Annotated in this window: 18 protein-coding genes; 10 read left to right on the top strand and 8 right to left on the bottom strand. The window is 68.4% G+C overall.

What is annotated here, in order from left to right:
- Window positions 1-154 precede the first annotated feature (154 nt).
- The 3 genes from VMT65_RS16500 (at window position 155) to VMT65_RS16490 (ending at window position 3571) form a co-directional block, all read left to right on the top strand.
- A complete protein-coding gene (locus VMT65_RS16500; RefSeq protein ID WP_326309074.1) occupies window positions 155-1435 on the top strand; it encodes an S-adenosylmethionine:tRNA ribosyltransferase-isomerase in 1281 nt (426 codons plus the stop codon).
- Window positions 1436-1747: 312 nt separating this feature from the next.
- On the top strand, window positions 1748-2596 hold the full coding sequence (locus VMT65_RS16495; protein WP_326309073.1) for a GNAT family N-acetyltransferase: 849 nt from the start codon (window positions 1748-1750) through the stop codon (window positions 2594-2596).
- A 6-nt stretch (window positions 2597-2602) separates the two neighbouring features.
- Window positions 2603-3571 carry a lysophospholipid acyltransferase family protein gene (locus tag VMT65_RS16490; protein WP_326309072.1) on the top strand — a complete coding sequence of 323 codons (969 nt, stop codon included), beginning with the start codon at window positions 2603-2605 and terminating at the stop codon, window positions 3569-3571.
- Here the strand turns inward: VMT65_RS16490 and VMT65_RS16485 are convergent.
- From VMT65_RS16485 to VMT65_RS16475, 3 genes are read right to left on the bottom strand one after another with little or no spacing between them, the layout of a single operon-like run.
- On the bottom strand, window positions 3559-5100 hold the full coding sequence (locus VMT65_RS16485; RefSeq protein ID WP_326309071.1) for a multicopper oxidase family protein: 1542 nt from the start codon (window positions 5098-5100) through the stop codon (window positions 3559-3561). The two genes, VMT65_RS16490 and VMT65_RS16485, sit on opposite strands and share 13 nt — an antisense overlap.
- Before the next feature lie 49 nt (window positions 5101-5149).
- A complete protein-coding gene (locus VMT65_RS16480) occupies window positions 5150-5545 on the bottom strand; it encodes a DUF6153 family protein (protein WP_326309070.1) in 396 nt (131 codons plus the stop codon).
- Window positions 5546-5597: 52 nt separating this feature from the next.
- Window positions 5598-6770 carry an AI-2E family transporter gene (locus VMT65_RS16475; RefSeq protein WP_326309069.1) on the bottom strand — a complete coding sequence of 391 codons (1173 nt, stop codon included), beginning with the start codon at window positions 6768-6770 and terminating at the stop codon, window positions 5598-5600.
- Window positions 6771-6919: 149 nt separating this feature from the next.
- Here VMT65_RS16475 and VMT65_RS16470 point away from each other — a divergent pair, with 149 nt between their 5' ends.
- From VMT65_RS16470 to VMT65_RS16455, 4 genes are all read left to right on the top strand, one after another.
- Window positions 6920-7495: an RBBP9/YdeN family alpha/beta hydrolase gene (locus VMT65_RS16470; RefSeq protein WP_326309068.1), complete on the top strand. Its 576-nt coding sequence runs from the start codon at window positions 6920-6922 to the stop codon at window positions 7493-7495.
- Between the two features lie 78 nt (window positions 7496-7573).
- The gene (locus VMT65_RS16465; RefSeq protein ID WP_326309067.1) at window positions 7574-8203 is read left to right on the top strand and encodes a VOC family protein; all 630 of its coding nucleotides are present in this window, start codon (window positions 7574-7576) and stop codon (window positions 8201-8203) included.
- Between the two features lie 159 nt (window positions 8204-8362).
- A complete protein-coding gene (locus tag VMT65_RS16460; RefSeq protein WP_326309066.1) occupies window positions 8363-9346 on the top strand; it encodes a hypothetical protein in 984 nt (327 codons plus the stop codon).
- Window positions 9343-9975, top strand: a complete 633-nt coding sequence (locus VMT65_RS16455) for a class F sortase (RefSeq protein WP_326309065.1) — start codon at window positions 9343-9345, stop codon at window positions 9973-9975. The genes VMT65_RS16460 and VMT65_RS16455 overlap by 4 nt, the downstream gene beginning before the upstream one ends.
- 12 nt (window positions 9976-9987) lie before the next feature.
- On the opposite strand, the gene VMT65_RS16450 is transcribed toward VMT65_RS16455, so the two are convergent.
- The 5 genes from VMT65_RS16450 to VMT65_RS16430 form a co-directional block, all read right to left on the bottom strand.
- On the bottom strand, window positions 9988-11100 hold the full coding sequence (locus tag VMT65_RS16450) for an oxygenase MpaB family protein (protein WP_326309064.1): 1113 nt from the start codon (window positions 11098-11100) through the stop codon (window positions 9988-9990).
- A gap of 213 nt (window positions 11101-11313) precedes the next feature.
- Window positions 11314-11781, bottom strand: coding sequence for a hypothetical protein (locus VMT65_RS16445; RefSeq protein ID WP_326309063.1), 468 nt, complete (start codon window positions 11779-11781; stop codon window positions 11314-11316).
- A gap of 71 nt (window positions 11782-11852) precedes the next feature.
- Entirely contained in the window at window positions 11853-13718 is a 1866-nt protein-coding gene (locus VMT65_RS16440; RefSeq protein WP_326309062.1) for an alpha/beta hydrolase, read from the bottom strand.
- Window positions 13715-14056 (bottom strand): hypothetical protein, encoded by a 342-nt coding sequence (locus VMT65_RS16435; protein ID WP_326309061.1) that lies wholly within the window; start codon window positions 14054-14056, stop codon window positions 13715-13717. The genes VMT65_RS16440 and VMT65_RS16435 overlap by 4 nt, the downstream gene beginning before the upstream one ends.
- 4 nt (window positions 14057-14060) lie before the next feature.
- A complete protein-coding gene (locus VMT65_RS16430) occupies window positions 14061-14390 on the bottom strand; it encodes a hypothetical protein (RefSeq protein ID WP_326309060.1) in 330 nt (109 codons plus the stop codon).
- Between the two features lie 319 nt (window positions 14391-14709).
- On the opposite strand from VMT65_RS16430, the gene VMT65_RS16425 reads away from it, so the two are divergent.
- Genes VMT65_RS16425 through VMT65_RS16415 form a run of 3 tightly spaced genes read left to right on the top strand, consistent with a single transcriptional unit; the run spans window position 14710 to window position 17552 of the window.
- The gene (locus VMT65_RS16425) at window positions 14710-15945 is read left to right on the top strand and encodes a cysteine desulfurase family protein (RefSeq protein WP_326309059.1); all 1236 of its coding nucleotides are present in this window, start codon (window positions 14710-14712) and stop codon (window positions 15943-15945) included.
- Window positions 15946-17067 (top strand): tRNA 2-thiouridine(34) synthase MnmA, encoded by a 1122-nt coding sequence (gene mnmA, locus VMT65_RS16420; RefSeq protein ID WP_326309058.1) that lies wholly within the window; start codon window positions 15946-15948, stop codon window positions 17065-17067.
- Window positions 17064-17552, top strand: a complete 489-nt coding sequence (locus VMT65_RS16415) for a hypothetical protein (RefSeq protein ID WP_326309057.1) — start codon at window positions 17064-17066, stop codon at window positions 17550-17552. Before mnmA ends, VMT65_RS16415 begins: the two co-directional genes overlap by 4 nt.
- Window positions 17553-17565: the final 13 nt, after the last annotated feature.

The raw sequence follows: 17565 nt of genomic DNA, 5'->3' as shown, positions 1-17565 counted from the left end.
AGGAGCTCGCGTTCATGCTCGCGGACCCGCTGTCGGTGATCGTGCCACCGCGAGCGGCCCCGACCGCCTCGAAACCCTCGTCCCGGCTCCGCTCCGCGTGCTCGAACCGAGTCCGTGGCGCCGTCGATGCCGCATCCGAAAGCATGGTGACCCCATGACCACCGGTCTCGACGCGCACACGTTCGTGCTGCCCGACGAACTTTCCGCCACCCGCCCCGCCGAGGCGCGAGGACTCGCCCGCGACCAGGTGCGCATGATGGTGAGCGACGCCGGTGTCCTCACCCACGCGCGCTTCCGAGAGCTGCCGAGCTTCCTCCGCGCCGGAGACCTTGTGGTGGTGAACAATTCGGCCATGCTCAGCGCGGCCGTGGACGCCCGCTACGCCGACGAGGCCGCAGTGCTCCACTTCTCCACCTGGCTGGACGACGGCCGCTGGGTGGTCGAACTCCGCGACCCGGCGGGCATCCCCTGGCGCGGCCGCGCCGTGAAACCCGGTGCCCGCCTTGACCTTCCGGATGACAATCTCGCCATTCTGGTCGAACCCTGGCTGCCCGGCACCGACCGTCTCTGGGTCGCCGCCATCGTGGCCGGTCACCGTCGCGTGCGGAGCGCACCGACGACCGGTGACGAGTCGGCGACCGCCGCCACGAAGGCGCGTCGCGCAGCCGTCGAGACATCCGGCGGGACTGCCGCTCGCGATGGGCACCGTGAGCGCCGCCCCACGCGTCACCCCGACATGTCCTTGGCCGGGACCTCGTCTGCGGGGATGGATTCCGGCCGACAGCACGCCGGAATGACAGGGCGGGTCGGCGGGCGGGAAGTGAGCGCAGCCGTCGATGTGCGGGGGTTGCTCGCGCGGTATGGGCGGCCGATTGCCTACTCGTATCTCTCCGAGCGCTGGTCGGCCTCCTACTATCGGACCGTCTTCGGGATCGAGCCGGGAAGTGCCGAGATGCCGAGTGCGGGAAGGTCTTTCACCGCGGAGTTGGTGACCGAGTTGGTGGCGGGCGGGGTTGGGCTCGCGCCGATCACGTTGCATACCGGGGTCTCCTCGCCCGAGGCGGGGGAGCCGCCGAGTCCGGAGCGGTTCGCGGTGCCGGAGATGACGGCGCGGTTGGTCAATGCCACGCATGCGGCGGGCGGGCGGGTGGTCGCGGTGGGGACGACGGTGACTCGGGCGCTCGAATCCGCGGTTGACGCACAGGGTTTGGTGCGGGCGGCGGGTGGTTGGACGGATCTGGTGCTCGATGGGTCGCGTCCGGCGCGGGCGGTGGACGGGTTGATTACCGGGTGGCACGCGCCCGGGGCGTCACATCTGCATCTGCTCGAAGCCGTGGCGGGGGCGCGCGTGGTGGGGGAGGCGTATCGGGCGGCGCTCGAGTCCGGGTATCTGTGGCACGAATTCGGCGATACGGCGCTGCTCTTCCGGGACTGACGCACCGGCTCCTCCGGATCGACGCAGCGCCGTCGCGGGCACACCGGCCCGCCGGTGCGAGGTTCGAAATGGTGGCGTACGCTTGCCTCTTCCGCTCGTTGCGGGGTGCTCGCCCGCCGTGTCGACCTAGTCGTTCGACCGGGTTCCTACCCGCCGGTACCCCGTGGGGATACGAGCGTTTGTCCTGGTAGAGAACTTTTAGAAGCCGTCGCGTGAACTCCGGGTGCGGTCTGCGTCGCGTTCACCGGACTGGCATGAACAGGTAAACCGGCGGTTGCGTCAGCGCAGTCTGGGACTGGCTTGATCAAGCGTATGACCACCATGGCAGCGTCGAATTCCAGCCTGCTAGCAGCCGCGTCGAAGCCCGCCCCGGAGGCCCCCCGCACCACCGGGCGCTCCCAGTACTCCCTGGTCGTCTCCTCTGATGCCGAGCATCGCGAGGCCGCACAGCGCCTGCGCTACCAGGTGTTCGCGAACGAGCCGGGATTCACCATCCCCGACAATGGAACCGGCCTGGACGCCGACCGGTTCGACGAGCACTGCGACCACCTGCTGGTGCGCGACGAGCTCACCGAGCAGTTCGTCGGCTGCTACCGCATGCTGCCCCCGAACAAGGTGGCGGCGGCGGGCGGTTACTACACCGCCACCGAATTCGATTTGGACGCACTGGATCCCGTCGGCAATCGCATTGTCGAGATGGGCCGCGCCTGCGTGGTGCCCGACCACCGCAACGGCTCGGTGCTGACGCTCATGTGGGCGGGCATCCTGCACTACATCCAGCTCACCGGATACGACTGGGTGATGGGCTGCGTCTCGGTCCCGATGCAGCTCACTCCGGAGGATGAGCCCGGCGTGAACGTGCGCGGCGTGCGCGATCTGCTGCTGCGCAAGCACGCGCTGGACGCGGAACGCCATGTGCGCCCGTACAACCCGGTGCTCGTGGACGGCCGCACCCTAGACGAGCTGGAGCCCCCGGCCCGACCCAAGCTGCCGCCGCTGCTCAACGGCTACCTGCGCCTGGGCGCGGAGATCTGCGGCGAGCCCGCCCACGATCCGGCGTTCGCGGTGGCCGATTTCGTCTGCCTGCTCGGCCTCGAGACCATCAATACCCGTTACCTGGAGCGCCTGCAGGGCGCGGCCAATAGCCTGGACGCCCGGTGATGCCCCATGATGCCCGCTCTGCTCTCCCCTGAGACCGGTGCGCTGTCCTGCCCGCCCGCCGAGGCGAGCGCGCACGCCTGGATGCCGCACAGCCCCTGTGGCGCTTCGTGTGTCGATGCTCCCGCCGAGGCGGGAACACTGCGGGTCGCGGCCCGGCTGGCCGGTGTCGCCGGGGTCCTGCTGAGCTTCCCGCTGGCCCACCTGGCCACCCCGCGGCGCCGCCGCGCCGCCCTGCAGCGCCGCTATGCGCGAGCCCTGTTGGCCTGCTGTGGGATTCGGGTGCGCGTGCTCGACAACCGTGGTGCCGAGGAGCGAGTCGAGGGCGGCCTGCTGGTGGTGGCCCGCCACGTCGGCTGGACCGATATCGTCGCGCTGACCGCCGTCGAGCCCATGGGTTTCGTGGCCCGCGCCGATCTGATCGACTGGCCGATGCTCGGTGAGGTCGCCCGCAAGGCCCGCGTCATTCCGATCGAACGCGAACGGCTGCGGGCACTTCCGGAGGTCATCGCCACCATGGTGGCCCGGGTGCGGGCGGGCGAGCGCGTCGCCTTCTACCCCGAGGGCACCACCTGGTGCGGTCGCGCCCACGGCACGCTGCGCCCGGCCCTGTTCCAGGCGGCCATCGACGCCCAGGTCCCGGTGCAGCCCCTGCGCCTGCGCTACCTGGACCGGAATGGCGAATTGTCCACGGTCCCGGGCTTCGTCGGCACCGACTCCCTGACCGATTCGATCCGCCGGGTCCTGCGCTCCAAGGGCGTGGTCGCCGAAATCGCCTTGCAGCCACTGGAATACCCGACCGTCGACCGCTTCGACCTGGCCCGCCGCTGCGAGCGCGCCCTCGAGGGCGACACCGTGGCCCGCGCCTTCACCGATGTGATCCACGGCAGCGAGAACGTCGAAGCGGTGGGCACCGGCGCGGTGCGCCACGTCGAGGTGACGGGGACGCACCACGCCGATGTCGCTCAGCGGGTGTAGGACAGCACGCTCATCATTCCGGCTTCGCCGTGATAGGCGTTGTGGCAGTGGACCATCCACTGTCCCGGGTTGATCGCGTCGAAGTCGGCTTCCACGGTCTGCATGGGCAGCACGATCGAGGTGTCCTTGCGCGGGCCGGTGCCCGCCGGGTTCACCACCTGGTAGGTGTGCCCGTGCAGGTGCATGGGGTGGAACATCATGGTGTTGTTGGTGAAGCGGAGTCGAATCCGTTCGCCCTGAGTCACATTCAGCATGGAGTGGTCCGGGTAGGCCTTGCCGTTGATGGTCCACACGTAGTTGCCCTGGCCCGTGCCGAGCGCGACGTCGAGCGTCCGGTCGGGCCGGCGGGCAGGCAGTCGCACCGACTCGGCCGCGATCAGCCGGTCGCCGGTGAGCGGCGGCGCGGAGAGTTCGGTGAGCCGGACATCGGCGGCTGGCGCCTCGCCGCCGCCGGTGCGGATCAGCGCGAACGCCCGGCCGTTCTTGCCCTCGGCGGACGCGACCAGCGGGAAGACGCCGTCGCCGAGATCGATGATGGCGTCGTAGCGTTCGCCCATGCCGAGCAGCAGGGAGTCCGTGGTGACGGGCTGCACCGGGTAGCCGTCGCCGTGGGTGACGCGCAGTCGATGGCCGCCGACCGCCACCCGGAACGCGGTGTCGGACCCGGCATTGATGATGCGCAGCCGCAGCCGTTGGCCGGGGCGTCCGGTGAAAGTGACGGGGTCGGTACCGATTCGGCCGTTCAACAGGTAGTACGGGTAAGCCTTGACGTCGCCGGTGTCGGAGCCGAGCGGTGCAGTCGGGTCGGACATGCCCATGCCGGCGTGGTTCATGCCGCCCATGTTCATGCCGCCGCCCATGGTCATCCCGGACATGCCCTGCTGGCGAAGCTCTCTCAGTTCCTGGTCGGGATCGCGGCCGTCCACACCGTCGAGCCAATCATCGAGCACGACAACGGCTTCCAGGTCGTAGTCCCTGCCGTCGGCGGGGTCCTCGACGATCAGCGGCGCGTACAGGCCGCGGTCGAGTTGCACACCCACGTGCGGGTGGAAGAAATAGGTTCCGGCGTCGGGCACGACGAACTCGTAGCGGAAGCCGCCGCCCGGTGCCACCGCCGACTGGGTCACGTCGGGCACGCCGTCCATGTCATTGCGCAGCGCCACCCCGTGCCAGTGCACGGTCGTGGGTGCGGGCAGGGCATTGGTCAGTTCCGCGCGCAGCGTCTCGCCCTTGGCGAGCCGGATTTCCCGGCCGGGCAGCGAGCCGCCGAAGGTCCAGGTCCGAACCTGGACGCCGCCGAGATCCACGGTGGTGGGTTCGGCGCGCAGCGTCGCCTCGCGGGTGGCCGCGCCCGTGACGCGGCGGGCGTTCTCGGCCTCGCGCACCGCGTCGGAATCGGGGCCCACCGGCGCGGGTGAGTTCGACCGGCGTTCGGTGCACGCGGCGAGAGCGGCGGCGCTGGCCAGACCGGTGCCCAGCGCGAGGAAGCCGCGCCGGTTCAGGGTGGGGGGAAAGCCTTTCTGGGACATGTGAATTCTCCTCGGTTCGATGAATGGGTCGCGGGCGGGCGCGAATTCATCAGATGCGGAGAATCGACAGGTCGGCGAGTGTCGGGACGGTCCACGGCGGGGCCCGTTCGCGGTGTGCGCGTTCGGATTCCGGATCGGACGGCCGAGCGGGCTGCGCCGGTCGGCCGATCCAGCCGAGCAGCATCAGACCGATGGCGAAGGCGACGGCGGCGAGAATGAAGGCCGCGCACCCGTGCCGGACATGGATCGGACCCGGATGCTCGTCCATCGCGGGCGAGTCGTGGTGCGTGGCGGGTGCGGTGAGCACGCTCGTCGATCCGCCCATCTCGGGTGTCTCGATCGAGAAGACCCCGGCGTGCATCGCGGCGATGCCGGCCAGCAGCGCCAGCACCCCGAGCCACCGGATCACTCCGGAGGCTCGTCGGGGTACGCGCTGTTCGGACACGAGACCCAGGGTAGCCCGATCCGCCGTGTGAACCCCCTAGGGGTATCCGTCCTCACTCGGAGCGCTGCTCGGACCGGTCCAATCGCGGGAACAGCATCTCCTGTACGAGCAGCAGCACCGCCGCGGCGAACGGGATGGCCAGCAGCGCGCCCAGGACTCCGAGCAGGGAGCCGCCGAGGAGGACGGCGACCACGGTCACCACCGCGGGCACCCGCACGGTGCGGCCCATGATGCGCGGGGCCAGCAGATAGTCCTCGAGCAGGCGCAGGAAGATGAAGAAGCCGAGGGTGAACAGTGCCGTGGGCAGCGAAACCGTCAGGGACACAAGCGTTATCACCACACCGGCGAGGGTCGAGCCGACCAGCGGGATCAGGTCGAGCACGGCCACCAGCACGGCCAGCACGAGCGGGAACGGCACACCGAACGACGCCAGCCAGATGAAGGTGAGCAATCCGGTGATGAGCGAGATCAGCAGGTTGCCCAGCACGTAGCCGCCGACCTTCGCGAAGATGGCGTCGCCGATGAGGATCGCGCGGGGGCGGCGGGCATGGGGGAACAGGCGATACAGATTGGCGCGCAGGCTCGGGAAGTTGGCCGAGAAGTACGCGGTGAGCACGGCGACGATGACGGTCCCGGTGATCGCGCCGAACACCACCTGCCCGGCCCCGATCAAACCGTTCCGCAGGCTCTCGGCATTGGTGTCGACGCCGTGACGCAACTTGTCCTCGAGATGGAAGCGGTCGGCGGCGGACCGGATCACCGGATATTTGTCCTCGAGGTGGTGCAGGCTGTCCGGGGCATGGGTGACCAGCGCCTGACCCTGATCGACCAGCGGGGTGATGGCGGCCCACAGGAATCCGGCCAGGCCGAGCAGCACGACCACGAAGACCAGGGCGACCGCGAGCGTGCGCCGCACCCGATGCCGGGTCAGCCACGAGACGGCGGGCTCGATCCCGATCGCGAGGAACAGCGCCGCCGCCACGAGCAGCAGGACCTCGTGCGCGGCCAACACCAAACGCACCGCGCCCACGGTCACCAGGACGCCCGCCGCGGCGGTCAATCCGATCATGAACGGCGACCGCCGGTCGAAGCGGCGGCCGGGGGTGCCGAGCGGGTGGCTGTCGCTGGCCAGCTGCGCCGCGTGCTCCTCGGCCGCGGAGATCGGTTCCGGCTCTCCGGTCGGATGGGGTTGCCCGACCCACGGGCTGTGCGCGGACTCGCTCATGATCTTGCCTCCGTCATTTCCCCGCGATACCCACCGACGCGCCGGTAACACCGCAGGTGGACACGGGGCGGTTGGAGGAACAGCTGCCAGGGGAATGCCAGGCGCGCTTGCCACGTTCGTTGTCCCACAGTCGATCAAGGAGAAATCGCATGAGCATCATCGTGGTCTCGCACGGCCTCAGCGCCCGTCCGGACAGCGTCTGGTTCCCCACCTTCCGCGCCGCGCTGACCGGAGGCGGCCATGACGTGATCATCCCTGAACTGCCCGACACCGACAGCCCCGAGCGCGATGCGTGGCGCAAGGCCCTCGCCGAGGCCGTCCCCGGTCGGCCCGAGGACACGATTCTGGTCGGGCACAGCATCGGCGCGGTCAATGTGCTGCGGCTGCTGGAGTCCCACGATCCCGCGGCGGGTGTGTTCGCGGGTGCGGTGCTGGTCTCGGCGTCGGCGCACGAGGTCGGCTACGAACTGCTCGCCTCCTTCTTCGAGGGTGGATTCGACTGGGCGCGAATTCGGGCTGCCGCCAAGGGATTCCACGTGCTGCAGGCCATCGACGACCCGGTGAACGCGCCCGAGCCGCTCGAGCACGTCGGCATCTTCGTGCGGGAGCTGGGCGCGGTGGCGACGGTGCTGCCCGCGGGCGGGCATCTGGGCGCGTACCCGGAGGATCACATCGAACTGCCCGAGGCCGTGGAGCTGGTGCAGGGGTTCGTCGCGGCCGGGTGACGGTCGATACGGCGGCGGCGCGCATCTGGTCAGGAATCGAGAAGCGCCGGTGGGGGTGCGGACCATAGCGTTGCGGACATGACTTCCATTGAAAACATCACTCTCGATGTCGCTGATGTACAGGCCGCCGCCGAGTTCTACGACACCGCCTTCGGGTTGGACGAGCGGCTGCGGCTGCGGGCCGCGCAGGAACCCAGCAGCGGGTTCCGCGGTTTCACCCTCTCGCTGACCGTGGCCCAGCCCGCCGACGTCGACGCCTATCTGGACGCGGCGGTCGCCGCCGGGGCGCGCACGCTCAAACCGGCGGCCAAGTCGATGTGGGGTTACGGCGGTGTCGTGCAGGCCCCCGACGGCGCGATCTGGAAGGCGGCGACCTCGACGAAGAAGAACTCCGGGCCCGCCGCCAAGCGCTTCGACTCGCTGGTGCTGTTGCTCGGGGTCGCGAATGTGGGTGCGAGCAAGCGCTTCTACATCGAGCACGGGCTGACGGTCGCGAAGAGCTTCGGGCCCATGTACGTCGAGTTCGAAGCTGGCGGGAGCCCGGTCAAGCTGGGGCTGTACAAGCGGCGCGCCCTGGCCAAGGATGCGGGGGTGTCCTCGGAGGGGGACGGCTCGCATCGCCTCGTCATCGGTGGCGACACCGCGGGTTTCACCGATCCGGACGGCTTCGCCTGGCAGGCCGCCTCGGTGCGCAGCGGGTCGCGTTAGGGGATTGGGCGTCTGCCATTAGGGAGTTGTGCAGGCGTCCGGTCTTGAATGCTCCCTGATGTGGCTAACTTTCAGAGTTCGGGGCAATTCGGCGTAACACACCGACTGGTCCTTTCGACGGAAAGGCGACGAACCACATCTTCTGGAAGCGAATTCACAATGTCGGCAAGGACATTCACGGCGGCCGCCCTCGCCATGGCCGCCGTAGCCCTCTGCGCGTCGTCGGCCACCGCAGACCCCACCACGACCACGGCACCCGCCCCCGGCGCGGGACTGGGCGTCGACGTGGGCATTGGCCCCGGGGGCGTCAAGGTGGGCATCGACGCCCAGGCCGGGGGCGGCGGCAATGCCTCGGTTTCCGCGCAACCGAGTCCCACCGTGACCCCGGCGAATCCGGGCGGCGGGGTGCAGATCGGCGGTAACTCGCAGGCCGGTGGGAACGCGGGTGGGGGCGTTCAGGTCGGCGGAAATTCGCAGGCCGGTGGGAACGCGGGTGGGGGCGTTCAGGTCGGCGGAAATTCGCAGGTCGGCGGGAATGCCGGTGGGGGCGTTCAGGTCGGCGGTGATTCGCAGGCCGGTGGAAATGCTGGTGGCGGTGTGCAGATCGGTGGGGACTCGCAGGCCGGTGGCACTGCCGGGGGTGGCGTGCAGATCGGTGGCGATTCGCAGGCCGGTGGGAACGCCGGTGGCGGTGTGCAGATCGGTGGCAACTCGCAGATCGGTGGCAATGCCGGGGGTGGCGTTCAGGTCGGCGGTGATTCGCAGGCCGGTGGGAACGCTGGTGGCGGTGTGCAGATCGGTGGCAACTCGCAGATCGGTGGCAATGCCGGGGGTGGCGTTCAGGTCGGCGGTGATTCGCAGATCGGTGGGAATGCCGGCGGCGGCGTGCAGGTCGGCGGGAACACGAACATCGGCGGCGTGATCACGGGCGGTGCGCTCGGCGGCGTCGACCTGACCGTGGCCGGTGCGGGCGCGGCCGGAGCGGATGTGGTGCAGGGCATGGCGATTCCGGTCGGCGCGACCACCGGCATTCCCGGCGGCACCGCGGTCACCGACCAGGTCCCGGCCGGCGGCTACGTGATCCCCAAGGGCGCACCGGAAACCGGCGCGGGCGGCATGGCGAACGCGGTGAGGAACCAGTGAGCACCCCGAACACCCAGGGGGCGTTGCGGATTCGCCGGACCCTGTTCGGTGCTCTGGCCGCCGTCATGGCCGTCACCGCACCGCTGCTCGCGGGCTGCTCGTCCTCGAGCACCCCGGTGGCGTCCACGACGAGCGCGGCGGTGCCCAGCGCCACCGTGAAGACGGCCGCGTCGATCAGCCGCTCCACCCCGACGTCGTTCGCCATCCCGTCGATCAACACCTCCGGATCGCTGATCGCGGTGGGTCTCAACGCCGATGGCTCGGTCCAGGTCCCCGCCGACTACAAGCAGGCCGGCTGGTACCAGCAGGGTCCCGCCCCCGGCGAACAGGGCTCGGCCGTCATCCTCGGCCACGTCGACTCCTACAAGGGCGAGGGAATCTTCTTCTCCCTCAAGAAGACCAAGCCCGGCGACATGATCGACGTCACCCGCGCCGACGGCAAGGTGGCCCACTTCAAGGTCACCGACGTCCGCATGTACCTCAAATCCCAATTCCCCGACCAACTGGTCTTCGGTCCCCGCGGCGGCGCCACCCTCCAGGTCGTCACCTGCGGCGGCAACTTCGACCAATCCGCCAAGAGCTACGAATCCAACGTCGTGGTCTTCTCTTCCCTCGACTCGGTCACCTAGGGACGGCGGGGCTCAGTTGGACCCGGATTCGGAGCTGCCCGTGGGAATCTCGCACCAGAGGGATGCTTTCGGCGGCGGGGGAGGCGCGGTCGCGGGACCGTGCATGCCGGTCGGGAGTTGCAGTTCCTGACTGCGCCAGTTGTTGGCGTACTCGGTGAAGATGTTCAGCGCGAACCCGAACAGCTGTTGATGCAATACCTGTAATGGCTCGAACGCGGCCAGGGCCTGCTGAGCCGGACCGAAAACCAGGGGTGCGCCGGTACTCAGGAGCCATTCCCACACCGGTGATTTCGGAATCGCGAGCATGTCGGCTTCTCCCGGATCCAGCAGTATTCGGGAGAAGCCCATGGCGAAATTGCAGGCATCGGGGAACAGCAGCTTCCGGCCGTATTCGCGGGTCATCATGGCACTGAAATACGTGCCCTCCGGTGATGGCTGCTGGTAATGCCGCTGGACATCGGTGATCACCTGACGCGCCTGGTCGGCGTTCGTCGGTAGGTATTCCTTCTTGATCCCGAGCATGTACCCGAACAGACGGCCCGCCTCATTGACGTCGTCGGCATCGGCCTTGGTGACCTTGACCCCCAGCTTCGCCATTTTGTCCACGGTCCAACTGGTCAGCAGCAACAGCTCTTCGAGCTCCAGGCGCTGGCTGATCGGCCAATGATCGCGCTCGTTGGACCAGGCGCCCCCGGCCAGAATGCTGTGCCGCGCCGCCGAGTGCACCAGGCGCAACTTCACCGTGACCGGGACCAGCGCGCCCTTGGGATCCAGATTGCCGTCGTCCAAAGCCGTCCAGGTGGCACCCAGCGTGCGGGCCAACCGCATGCCCGGATCGTTGACCAGATCGAAGTTCGCCTGATAAACCGCCCGGGCCAACAGCGGATCGGCCAACGACTCGAACAGTTCGCCGAATCCGACAATCGAATACATGACCACGGCATTGTCGGTCACGAATTTGAACCCGCGGCGCGCGGCATCCATGTCGATCCAGTTCGGAATTACCTTGTGCTGCGCCACCCAGGCGCGCAGTTCTTTCGGAGCGTTCCCCGGCAGCTCCTGATCATTCCGTTTCCACCCCTTCAGGGCCGCATTGACGGCGTCGACCTGATTGTTCGCAAACAACCCGTCGACAAACTCGTCAGCCTCCCGATCCCCCTCATCCGCAGCCTGCGGCCCAGGCAAAACCCACCCCGCCCGCGACGGATCATCCGGCCGAGCCCCGGAAACCGGCACCAACCCACATGCCAGCACAACAGCGATCAGGACAGTTGTCGCAATTCGCATAAACCGGAGCTTGGCATAGCGGTTCGAAAAACAGACTGGACACGCGACCGGCTAACCCGCCTTGATCTCCGCCGGATCCGGATCGATCGGTTCGAGCGCGGATTGGGGGATGCACGGGGACATACCGGTGAGACTCAGCGACCCATCGCCTTTGTCGGCATCCTGGAGTTGGAGACCATAGCCGTCTTCGGTTTTCACGGCGAGCACCCACTGGGTGGAATTGACCGGCTTCCAATTACGGTCCTGCCACACTCGTTTGATGCGATCGAAGTAGTCCCGGGTCGCCCCGGGCGGCACGCCGATGATCCAGTAGCCGACGCTGAGGTAGTGGGGACCTTCCGTCTGGGTATTTCCTTCCCAGCATGGGATCGTCAGTGGATACAGATTGGTGTCCTTGCCCAATACCGGGCTGTCGGGCGTTTTGGACAACGCGATCCCGGCTGGCAGACCCCGCACCGTATCGGTCATCAGTTCGTAGATGCGCTGCTGCGCGCGCTGCGCGGTCAGAGATGCGTCCACGTCCGATCCTTTCGAATGACATCCTGCCGTGGCCAGCGCGACCACGAGAACAACCGCACATCGCATTCGGATCATTCTGTGTAGCCCACCTTCGAGAGATCGCCGGTGATGATGTAGCCGATATTGACAAGGGATTTGGAGTTGTGAACCCAGTACTGGCTGTGTGCGTCTCCGCTGTACGGGTGGGCCGCCAGATACGCCGCGAGGGGCAAACCGCCCGGAACCAGCGACGTTATTGCCGGAGCGACGTAACTCGCGGTACCCGGGTCCGAGGTGAACGTCTGGCCTCCGAACATGAAGTCGGTTGGATCGCGTCCGAAATCGTCTGTGCCCGGCAGCAATCCGGAAACCAACGGATATAGCGGTACCGGATCGTTCGCTGCTTTCGTCGAGTACACGTGCAGGTACTGCTGGCCGTCCGACACGCCCGTGAGATGAAGATCGGTCGCATGGTCGACGGTGGTACCGGGACTCGCTACAAAAGTGATCATGTCTGCGTTCAGCGTCCGGCCGTGGGATGCGGCGTCGCCCACCACCGTTGTCCCGTAACTGTGCCCCAGCACGATATTCCGTGACGGCGGACCGTCGTGCGTGACACGCAGACCTTCCTGGAAGTCGTCCAGAGCGGGCGCAGCGGCATCGGCGAATTTCTGATGCGCTGCATCGAACACGATCTGGGGCGGCGCGTCGTAACCGAGCCACGCGATCGTCACCGGCGCGGATGCTCCCGCCCATCGCGCTTGCCGACTCATGGCATCGACCCGATCCATGTCCCCGCCCATTTCGGATGGCCGGGACCCCGTGCCGGGCACATAGGTGGTCACATGGCTTGCGGTGTCCGGGTTGCCGTCCGCGATGATCGTGTGGACCCGTTCGCCGGTCTGGCTGTCGAGTTGCAGCAGCATGCGGTTCGGGTGCTTCGGATCGTGAACGATGTCGTAGATCTTTTTCAGATCGTCGTAGGATTTGCCCATTCCGCCACCGTCGGGCTGTTGATGGGCGCTGTCCCACTGTGCTTTCCACTCCTTGTAGCCGGGGTGGGTGGCGAGCCAGCTTTCGGCTTCCTTGCTCGTCCCGGTGTACTTCGCCCAGTCGGGGTGTTCGCTGGTCAGCTTTGCGATCGGGTCGTGTACGGCTGCCGCCCTGGTCATTTCGTCGTCGAGCTTCATCAGGTTGTAGTGGTTACGATCGACTGCGGGCATGCCGTCGTGGTTGCCGAGGTATTGGTCGTGCTGCCAGAGGGCGTCGCGGTCTTCCTGGCTCAGGGTGGCCCAGTAGTCGTGGAATGCCTTGGGGTCGGCGGGGAGTGCGGCCTTGCCGTCGATGACGTCCTGGACCTGTTGGCTGCGTTCGCCGAGTGCGACCGGCAGAGTCGTTGGCAGGGAGCGGATTCCGCCGATATCGGCAAAGGCCTTGTCGATGTTCGAGGCGGTGTCCTCGAGGATCTGCCCCAGACCCGCCAGCGCCTCTTTGATGGGTGGCTCGTAGACGTGCTTGGCCTTGTAGTCCAGGGCCGCTTGGGCTTTGGTGATGTCATCGGCCGTGGCATTGCTCGGCAGCGAGAGCTTGGCGTCGGGTGCGGTGACGGTGCCATCCTCGGCGACCTTGAACTTGTTCTTCTCGGTGAGTTCGATGGCCGCGATGGTGACCCGTTTGGCGGTCGCGATCTTGGTCTGTCCGTCGGTGGCCGCCGTGATCGCGGCGGTGAGCGCGTCGGTGACCGCCCGACCCGCGGTCGCGGTGTCGGCGCTGGAGGTTCGGGCCCGGTCGCCCGCCGCGCCGATCCAGTAGGCGGTGGAGTCGGCGTAATCGCGGGCCGCCTGCGTGAGGTGCTGTTCGGTAGCGTCGCGAGCACCGGTCCACTCGGTGATCTGGGCGCTGAGCGATCCGGGGTCGATCGCGTAGACCTGGGATTTCGTGACCGGGGCCGCGGTCATGAGTTCGGCAGGTGGGTCGTGGCGTTCACGATGTTCAGCCGGACCGCGTTGTCGGTGTGATGGAAGGCGTCCACGCACAGCACCGTGTTGTTGCCGATCCGTTCGAGTGCCTTGCCGAGAATGCCGACCGCCTCGGCGGTGTCCTTCGACCGCTCGGCGCAGACCGCGCCCAGCCGGAACCCCGCGAACCCGGCACCGACTCCCGCGGCCGCAGCACCGATGGCCTTGCCGCCCTCGGTGAGCGAGGTCAAGGACTGCCCATGAGCACGCGTGGAGTTGGCCAGGGACATGGCATCGGCCTGATCGATGCGCAGCGATTCGGCTAGTCGGCTGCCCATGGGCTCACCGCTCCGGACGCGGACGGTCGATGGCGAAGGCGGTTTCGGCGACCACGGCATCGATGCGCGGATCCGCGCGGAACGCCTTGAGCGCACTGTGCGCCTGGGCGCGGGCCTCGGCGAGGGCCTGCGCGGCCAGAGCCGTGAGCTGGCGACCGAGTTCCTCCCCGCTCAGCGGCAGCGCGTGGTCATCGATATGAATGGTGAGCTCGCCGTCGGCGCAGGCGTCGACCCACAGCAGGCCGCTCCGTGACTGCGCACGGGCTCGGTTCACGGTCAGCGCCTCGGACAGTCGGTCGACGCTGCGCTGCAACGGGTCGGTGTCGTCGTGCATTCGTCCCCCAAACCATTCGGTAGCTCAGAGGTTGCACAGTATCAAATATGCAGGTAAGTGCCGTTGCCGCTGCCGTTATGGCGCTTGCCTTCCCATCTTGTCGCCCGATACTTCGTAATGACCGCGCATGATGCGTGTCACAGGCGAACTGGGGTGGGTGGGGGTTCGTGGTACTTACGGGGGCGCGTGGGGAGGGTGGCGTTGCCGCTGGGAGTGGAGGTGGGTGGTGGGTTGGCTAGGGGTGGAGGGGTGGGGTGGGTGGGTGGTGCGGGGATGGCGGGAATATCGTCGCTACGGTGGCGGCTATCCTTGGACGGTCATGAAGTCGGCTTTCCCGGGTCCGGTCGGTGCCCAGACGGTCTACCTCGATCACGCGGCCACTACACCTATGTTCCCGGTCGCGGTCGAGGCGATGTGTGCTGCGCTGGGGACGACGGGGAACGCGTCGTCGCTGCACGGGTCGGGGCGGGCCGCGCGGCGGCTGCTCGAGGAGGCTCGGGAGTCGATCGCGGAGGGGTTGGGGGCGCGGCCCTCGGAGGTGATCTTCACCTCGGGTGGGACCGAGAGCGACAATCTCGCCGTCAAGGGGATCTATTGGGCTCGCCGTGATGCCGATCCGAAGCGGACGCGGATTCTGGTGAGCGCGGTCGAGCATCACGCGGTGTTGGACACCGTGGAGTGGCTCGAGCAGCACGAGGGCGCGCGGATCACGTGGTTGGAGTGCGACGCCGAGGGTGTCGTCTCGCCGCGGACGCTGCGCGACGCCCTGGCGCTGTATGCCGACGAGACCGCGCTGGTCAGCGTCATGTGGGCCAACAACGAGGTCGGGACGATTCAGCCGATCGAGGAATTGGCCGCGGTGGCACAGGAATTCGAGGTGCCCATGCACTCCGATGCCGTGCAGGCCGCCGCGCAGCTGCCCATCGACTTCGCCTGCAGCGGTTTGGCCGCGGCCTCGTTCGCGGGCCACAAGGTCGGCGGACCGCACGGGGCCGGGGTGCTGCTGCTGGGTCGGCAGGTGCCCGCGGTGCCGCTGCTGCACGGCGGCGGGCACGAGCGCGATATTCGCTCGGGCACCTCCGACGTGCCCGCGGCGGCCGGACTGGCGGCCGCCCTGCGCGAGACCGTGGCCGGAATGGCCGTGCGCGCACTGGAATTGGAGCGGCTGCGGGATCGGCTCATCGACGGCGTGCGCGCCCTCGTGCCGGACGCGGTGCTCAACGGCCCGGACCCGAGCCGCGGGGGCGGCGAGCGCCGCATGCCGGGCAATGCCCATTTCACGTTCCCGGGCTGCGAGGGCGATTCGCTGCTCATGCTGCTCGACGCCGCCGGGATCGAATGCTCGACCGGATCCGCGTGCAATGCCGGTGTGGCCGGACCCTCCCATGTGCTGCTGGCCATGGGTGTGGAACCGGCGCTGGCGCGCGGATCCCTGCGATTCTCATTGGGACACAATTCGACCGACGCCGATATCGATGCCCTGCTGGCCGCGCTGCCGCAGGTGGTGGAGCGGGCGAAGGCGGCCGGACTGGCCGGAGCGAAGGGAGGCTTCTAGATGCGAGTGCTTGCCGCGATGAGTGGTGGCGTGGATTCCGCGGTGGCGGCCGCCCGCGCCGTGGATGCCGGACACGAGGTGGTCGGCGTGCACCTGGCGCTGTCGGCGAATCCGGGCACGCTGCGCACCGGGTCGCGGGGCTGCTGCTCGAAGGAGGATTCCGGCGATGCCCGCCGGGCCGCCGACGTGCTCGGAATCCCGTTCTACGTCTGGGATTTCGCAGACCGGTTCAAGGAGGACGTGATCGACGACTTCGTCGCCGCGTACGCCGCCGGTGAGACCCCCAACCCGTGCCTGCGCTGCAACGAGAAGATCAAGTTCTCGGCGCTGGCCGACCGCGCGGTGGCGCTGGGCTTCGACGCCGTGGTCACCGGGCATTACGCGCGTCTCGAGGACGGAGTGCTGCGCCGGGCCGTGGACGCGGACAAGGACCAGTCCTACGTGCTGGCCGTGCTGACCGCCGAACAGCTCTCGCGCGCCATGTTCCCGGTCGGCGACACCCCCAAGCCGCAGATTCGCGCGGAGGCCGCCGAGCGCGGGCTGGCCGTGGCCAACAAGCCCGACAGCCACGACATCTGCTTCATCCCCTCCGGCGACACCCAGGCGTTCCTGGGCGCGAAGATCGGCATCCGCCCGGGCGCGGTGCTCGATGCCGACGGCACCAAGCTCGCCGATCACGATGGCGTGCACGGGTTCACGATCGGTCAGCGCAAGGGGCTGGGCCTGCCGGGTCCGGCCGCCGACGGCAAGCCGCGCTACGTGACCGATATCGATCCGGACTCCGGGATCGTGCGCGTGGGTTCGGCCAAGGATCTCGAGGTGTGGACGGTGCTGGCCGAGCGCGCCATCTGGACGTCGGGCGAAACGCCCTCCGGCCCAATCGAATGCGTCGCCCAGGTGCGTGCGCACGGCGGCACCGCGCCCGCGGTGGCCGAGGCGGTCGACGGTGGTCTGGTGGTCCGGCTGCGCGAGCCGCTGACCGGTGTGGCGCGCGGCCAAGCCGTGGTGCTCTACCGCCCCGACGAGGCGGGCGACGAGGTGCTGGGCAGCGGCACGATTTCCGGCACCGAACGCGAACTACACGCGTACGCAAGCGAACTGGTCTCGGATAGCGCACGGTGAGCGACCGTCGTTCGCGCAGCGTCGCGAAGTCATATGTGGCACAAGAGGTTCGGCCAATCCTGCGCGGTCGCGTGGTGTGGCGTGCGGGCATGCCGCAGCCGGTGAATCTGCGTCCGCGCCGCGCGCCCGGCAAGGCCGCGCTCGCCCGCCGCAATGCCGCCAACCGGGCCGGTTCCGCCGAGCAGACCGAGCCCGCGCGGACCGACACCGGCGAATTCCGGCCCGGCGAACCGCAACCCGCCCCGGAACGTCCCACCGACGCCGGGCCCGCCGAGGCCCGGACCGGTGACATGCCGATCCGTGCACGCGCGGGAGTCGTCGTCCGCGTCGCCCCCTACGCCGAGCGCGGCCGCATCGCCTCGGGCGCACCCGCCGACGGGCCCGAGCGCGCGGGCAAGACCTGGGATTGGTTCGTCAACGCGACAGCCTGGGACTGGTACACGAACTCGAGTGGCAAAACCGATCGCGGCGATGCCGAGGAATGACGCCGCCCGGCGG

The organism is Nocardia sp. CDC153 (assembly GCF_035818515.1).
Taxonomy (GTDB): Bacteria; Actinomycetota; Actinomycetes; order Mycobacteriales; family Mycobacteriaceae; genus Nocardia.
Note: the sequence above shows the minus strand (reverse complement) of the source record. Positions and strands in the feature narration are given on the sequence as shown.

Bases quoted from the DNA above. Each gene is read 5' to 3' on its own strand.
- VMT65_RS16500 (WP_326309074.1), top strand. From the start codon at position 155: ATGACCACCGGTCTCGACGCGCACACGTTCGTGCTGCCCGACGAACTT.
- VMT65_RS16495 (WP_326309073.1), top strand. From the start codon at position 1,748: ATGACCACCATGGCAGCGTCGAATTCCAGCCTGCTAGCAGCCGCGTCG.
- VMT65_RS16490 (WP_326309072.1), top strand. From the start codon at position 2,603: ATGATGCCCGCTCTGCTCTCCCCTGAGACCGGTGCGCTGTCCTGCCCG.
- VMT65_RS16485 (WP_326309071.1), bottom strand. From the start codon at position 5,100: ATGTCCCAGAAAGGCTTTCCCCCCACCCTGAACCGGCGCGGCTTCCTC.
- VMT65_RS16475 (WP_326309069.1), bottom strand. From the start codon at position 6,770: ATGAGCGAGTCCGCGCACAGCCCGTGGGTCGGGCAACCCCATCCGACC.
- VMT65_RS16470 (WP_326309068.1), top strand. From the start codon at position 6,920: ATGAGCATCATCGTGGTCTCGCACGGCCTCAGCGCCCGTCCGGACAGC.
- VMT65_RS16465 (WP_326309067.1), top strand. From the start codon at position 7,574: ATGACTTCCATTGAAAACATCACTCTCGATGTCGCTGATGTACAGGCC.
- VMT65_RS16460 (WP_326309066.1), top strand. From the start codon at position 8,363: ATGTCGGCAAGGACATTCACGGCGGCCGCCCTCGCCATGGCCGCCGTA.
- VMT65_RS16440 (WP_326309062.1), bottom strand. From the start codon at position 13,718: ATGACCGCGGCCCCGGTCACGAAATCCCAGGTCTACGCGATCGACCCC.
- VMT65_RS16435 (WP_326309061.1), bottom strand. From the start codon at position 14,056: ATGGGCAGCCGACTAGCCGAATCGCTGCGCATCGATCAGGCCGATGCC.
- VMT65_RS16430 (WP_326309060.1), bottom strand. From the start codon at position 14,390: ATGCACGACGACACCGACCCGTTGCAGCGCAGCGTCGACCGACTGTCC.
- VMT65_RS16425 (WP_326309059.1), top strand. From the start codon at position 14,710: ATGAAGTCGGCTTTCCCGGGTCCGGTCGGTGCCCAGACGGTCTACCTC.
- mnmA (WP_326309058.1), top strand. From the start codon at position 15,946: ATGCGAGTGCTTGCCGCGATGAGTGGTGGCGTGGATTCCGCGGTGGCG.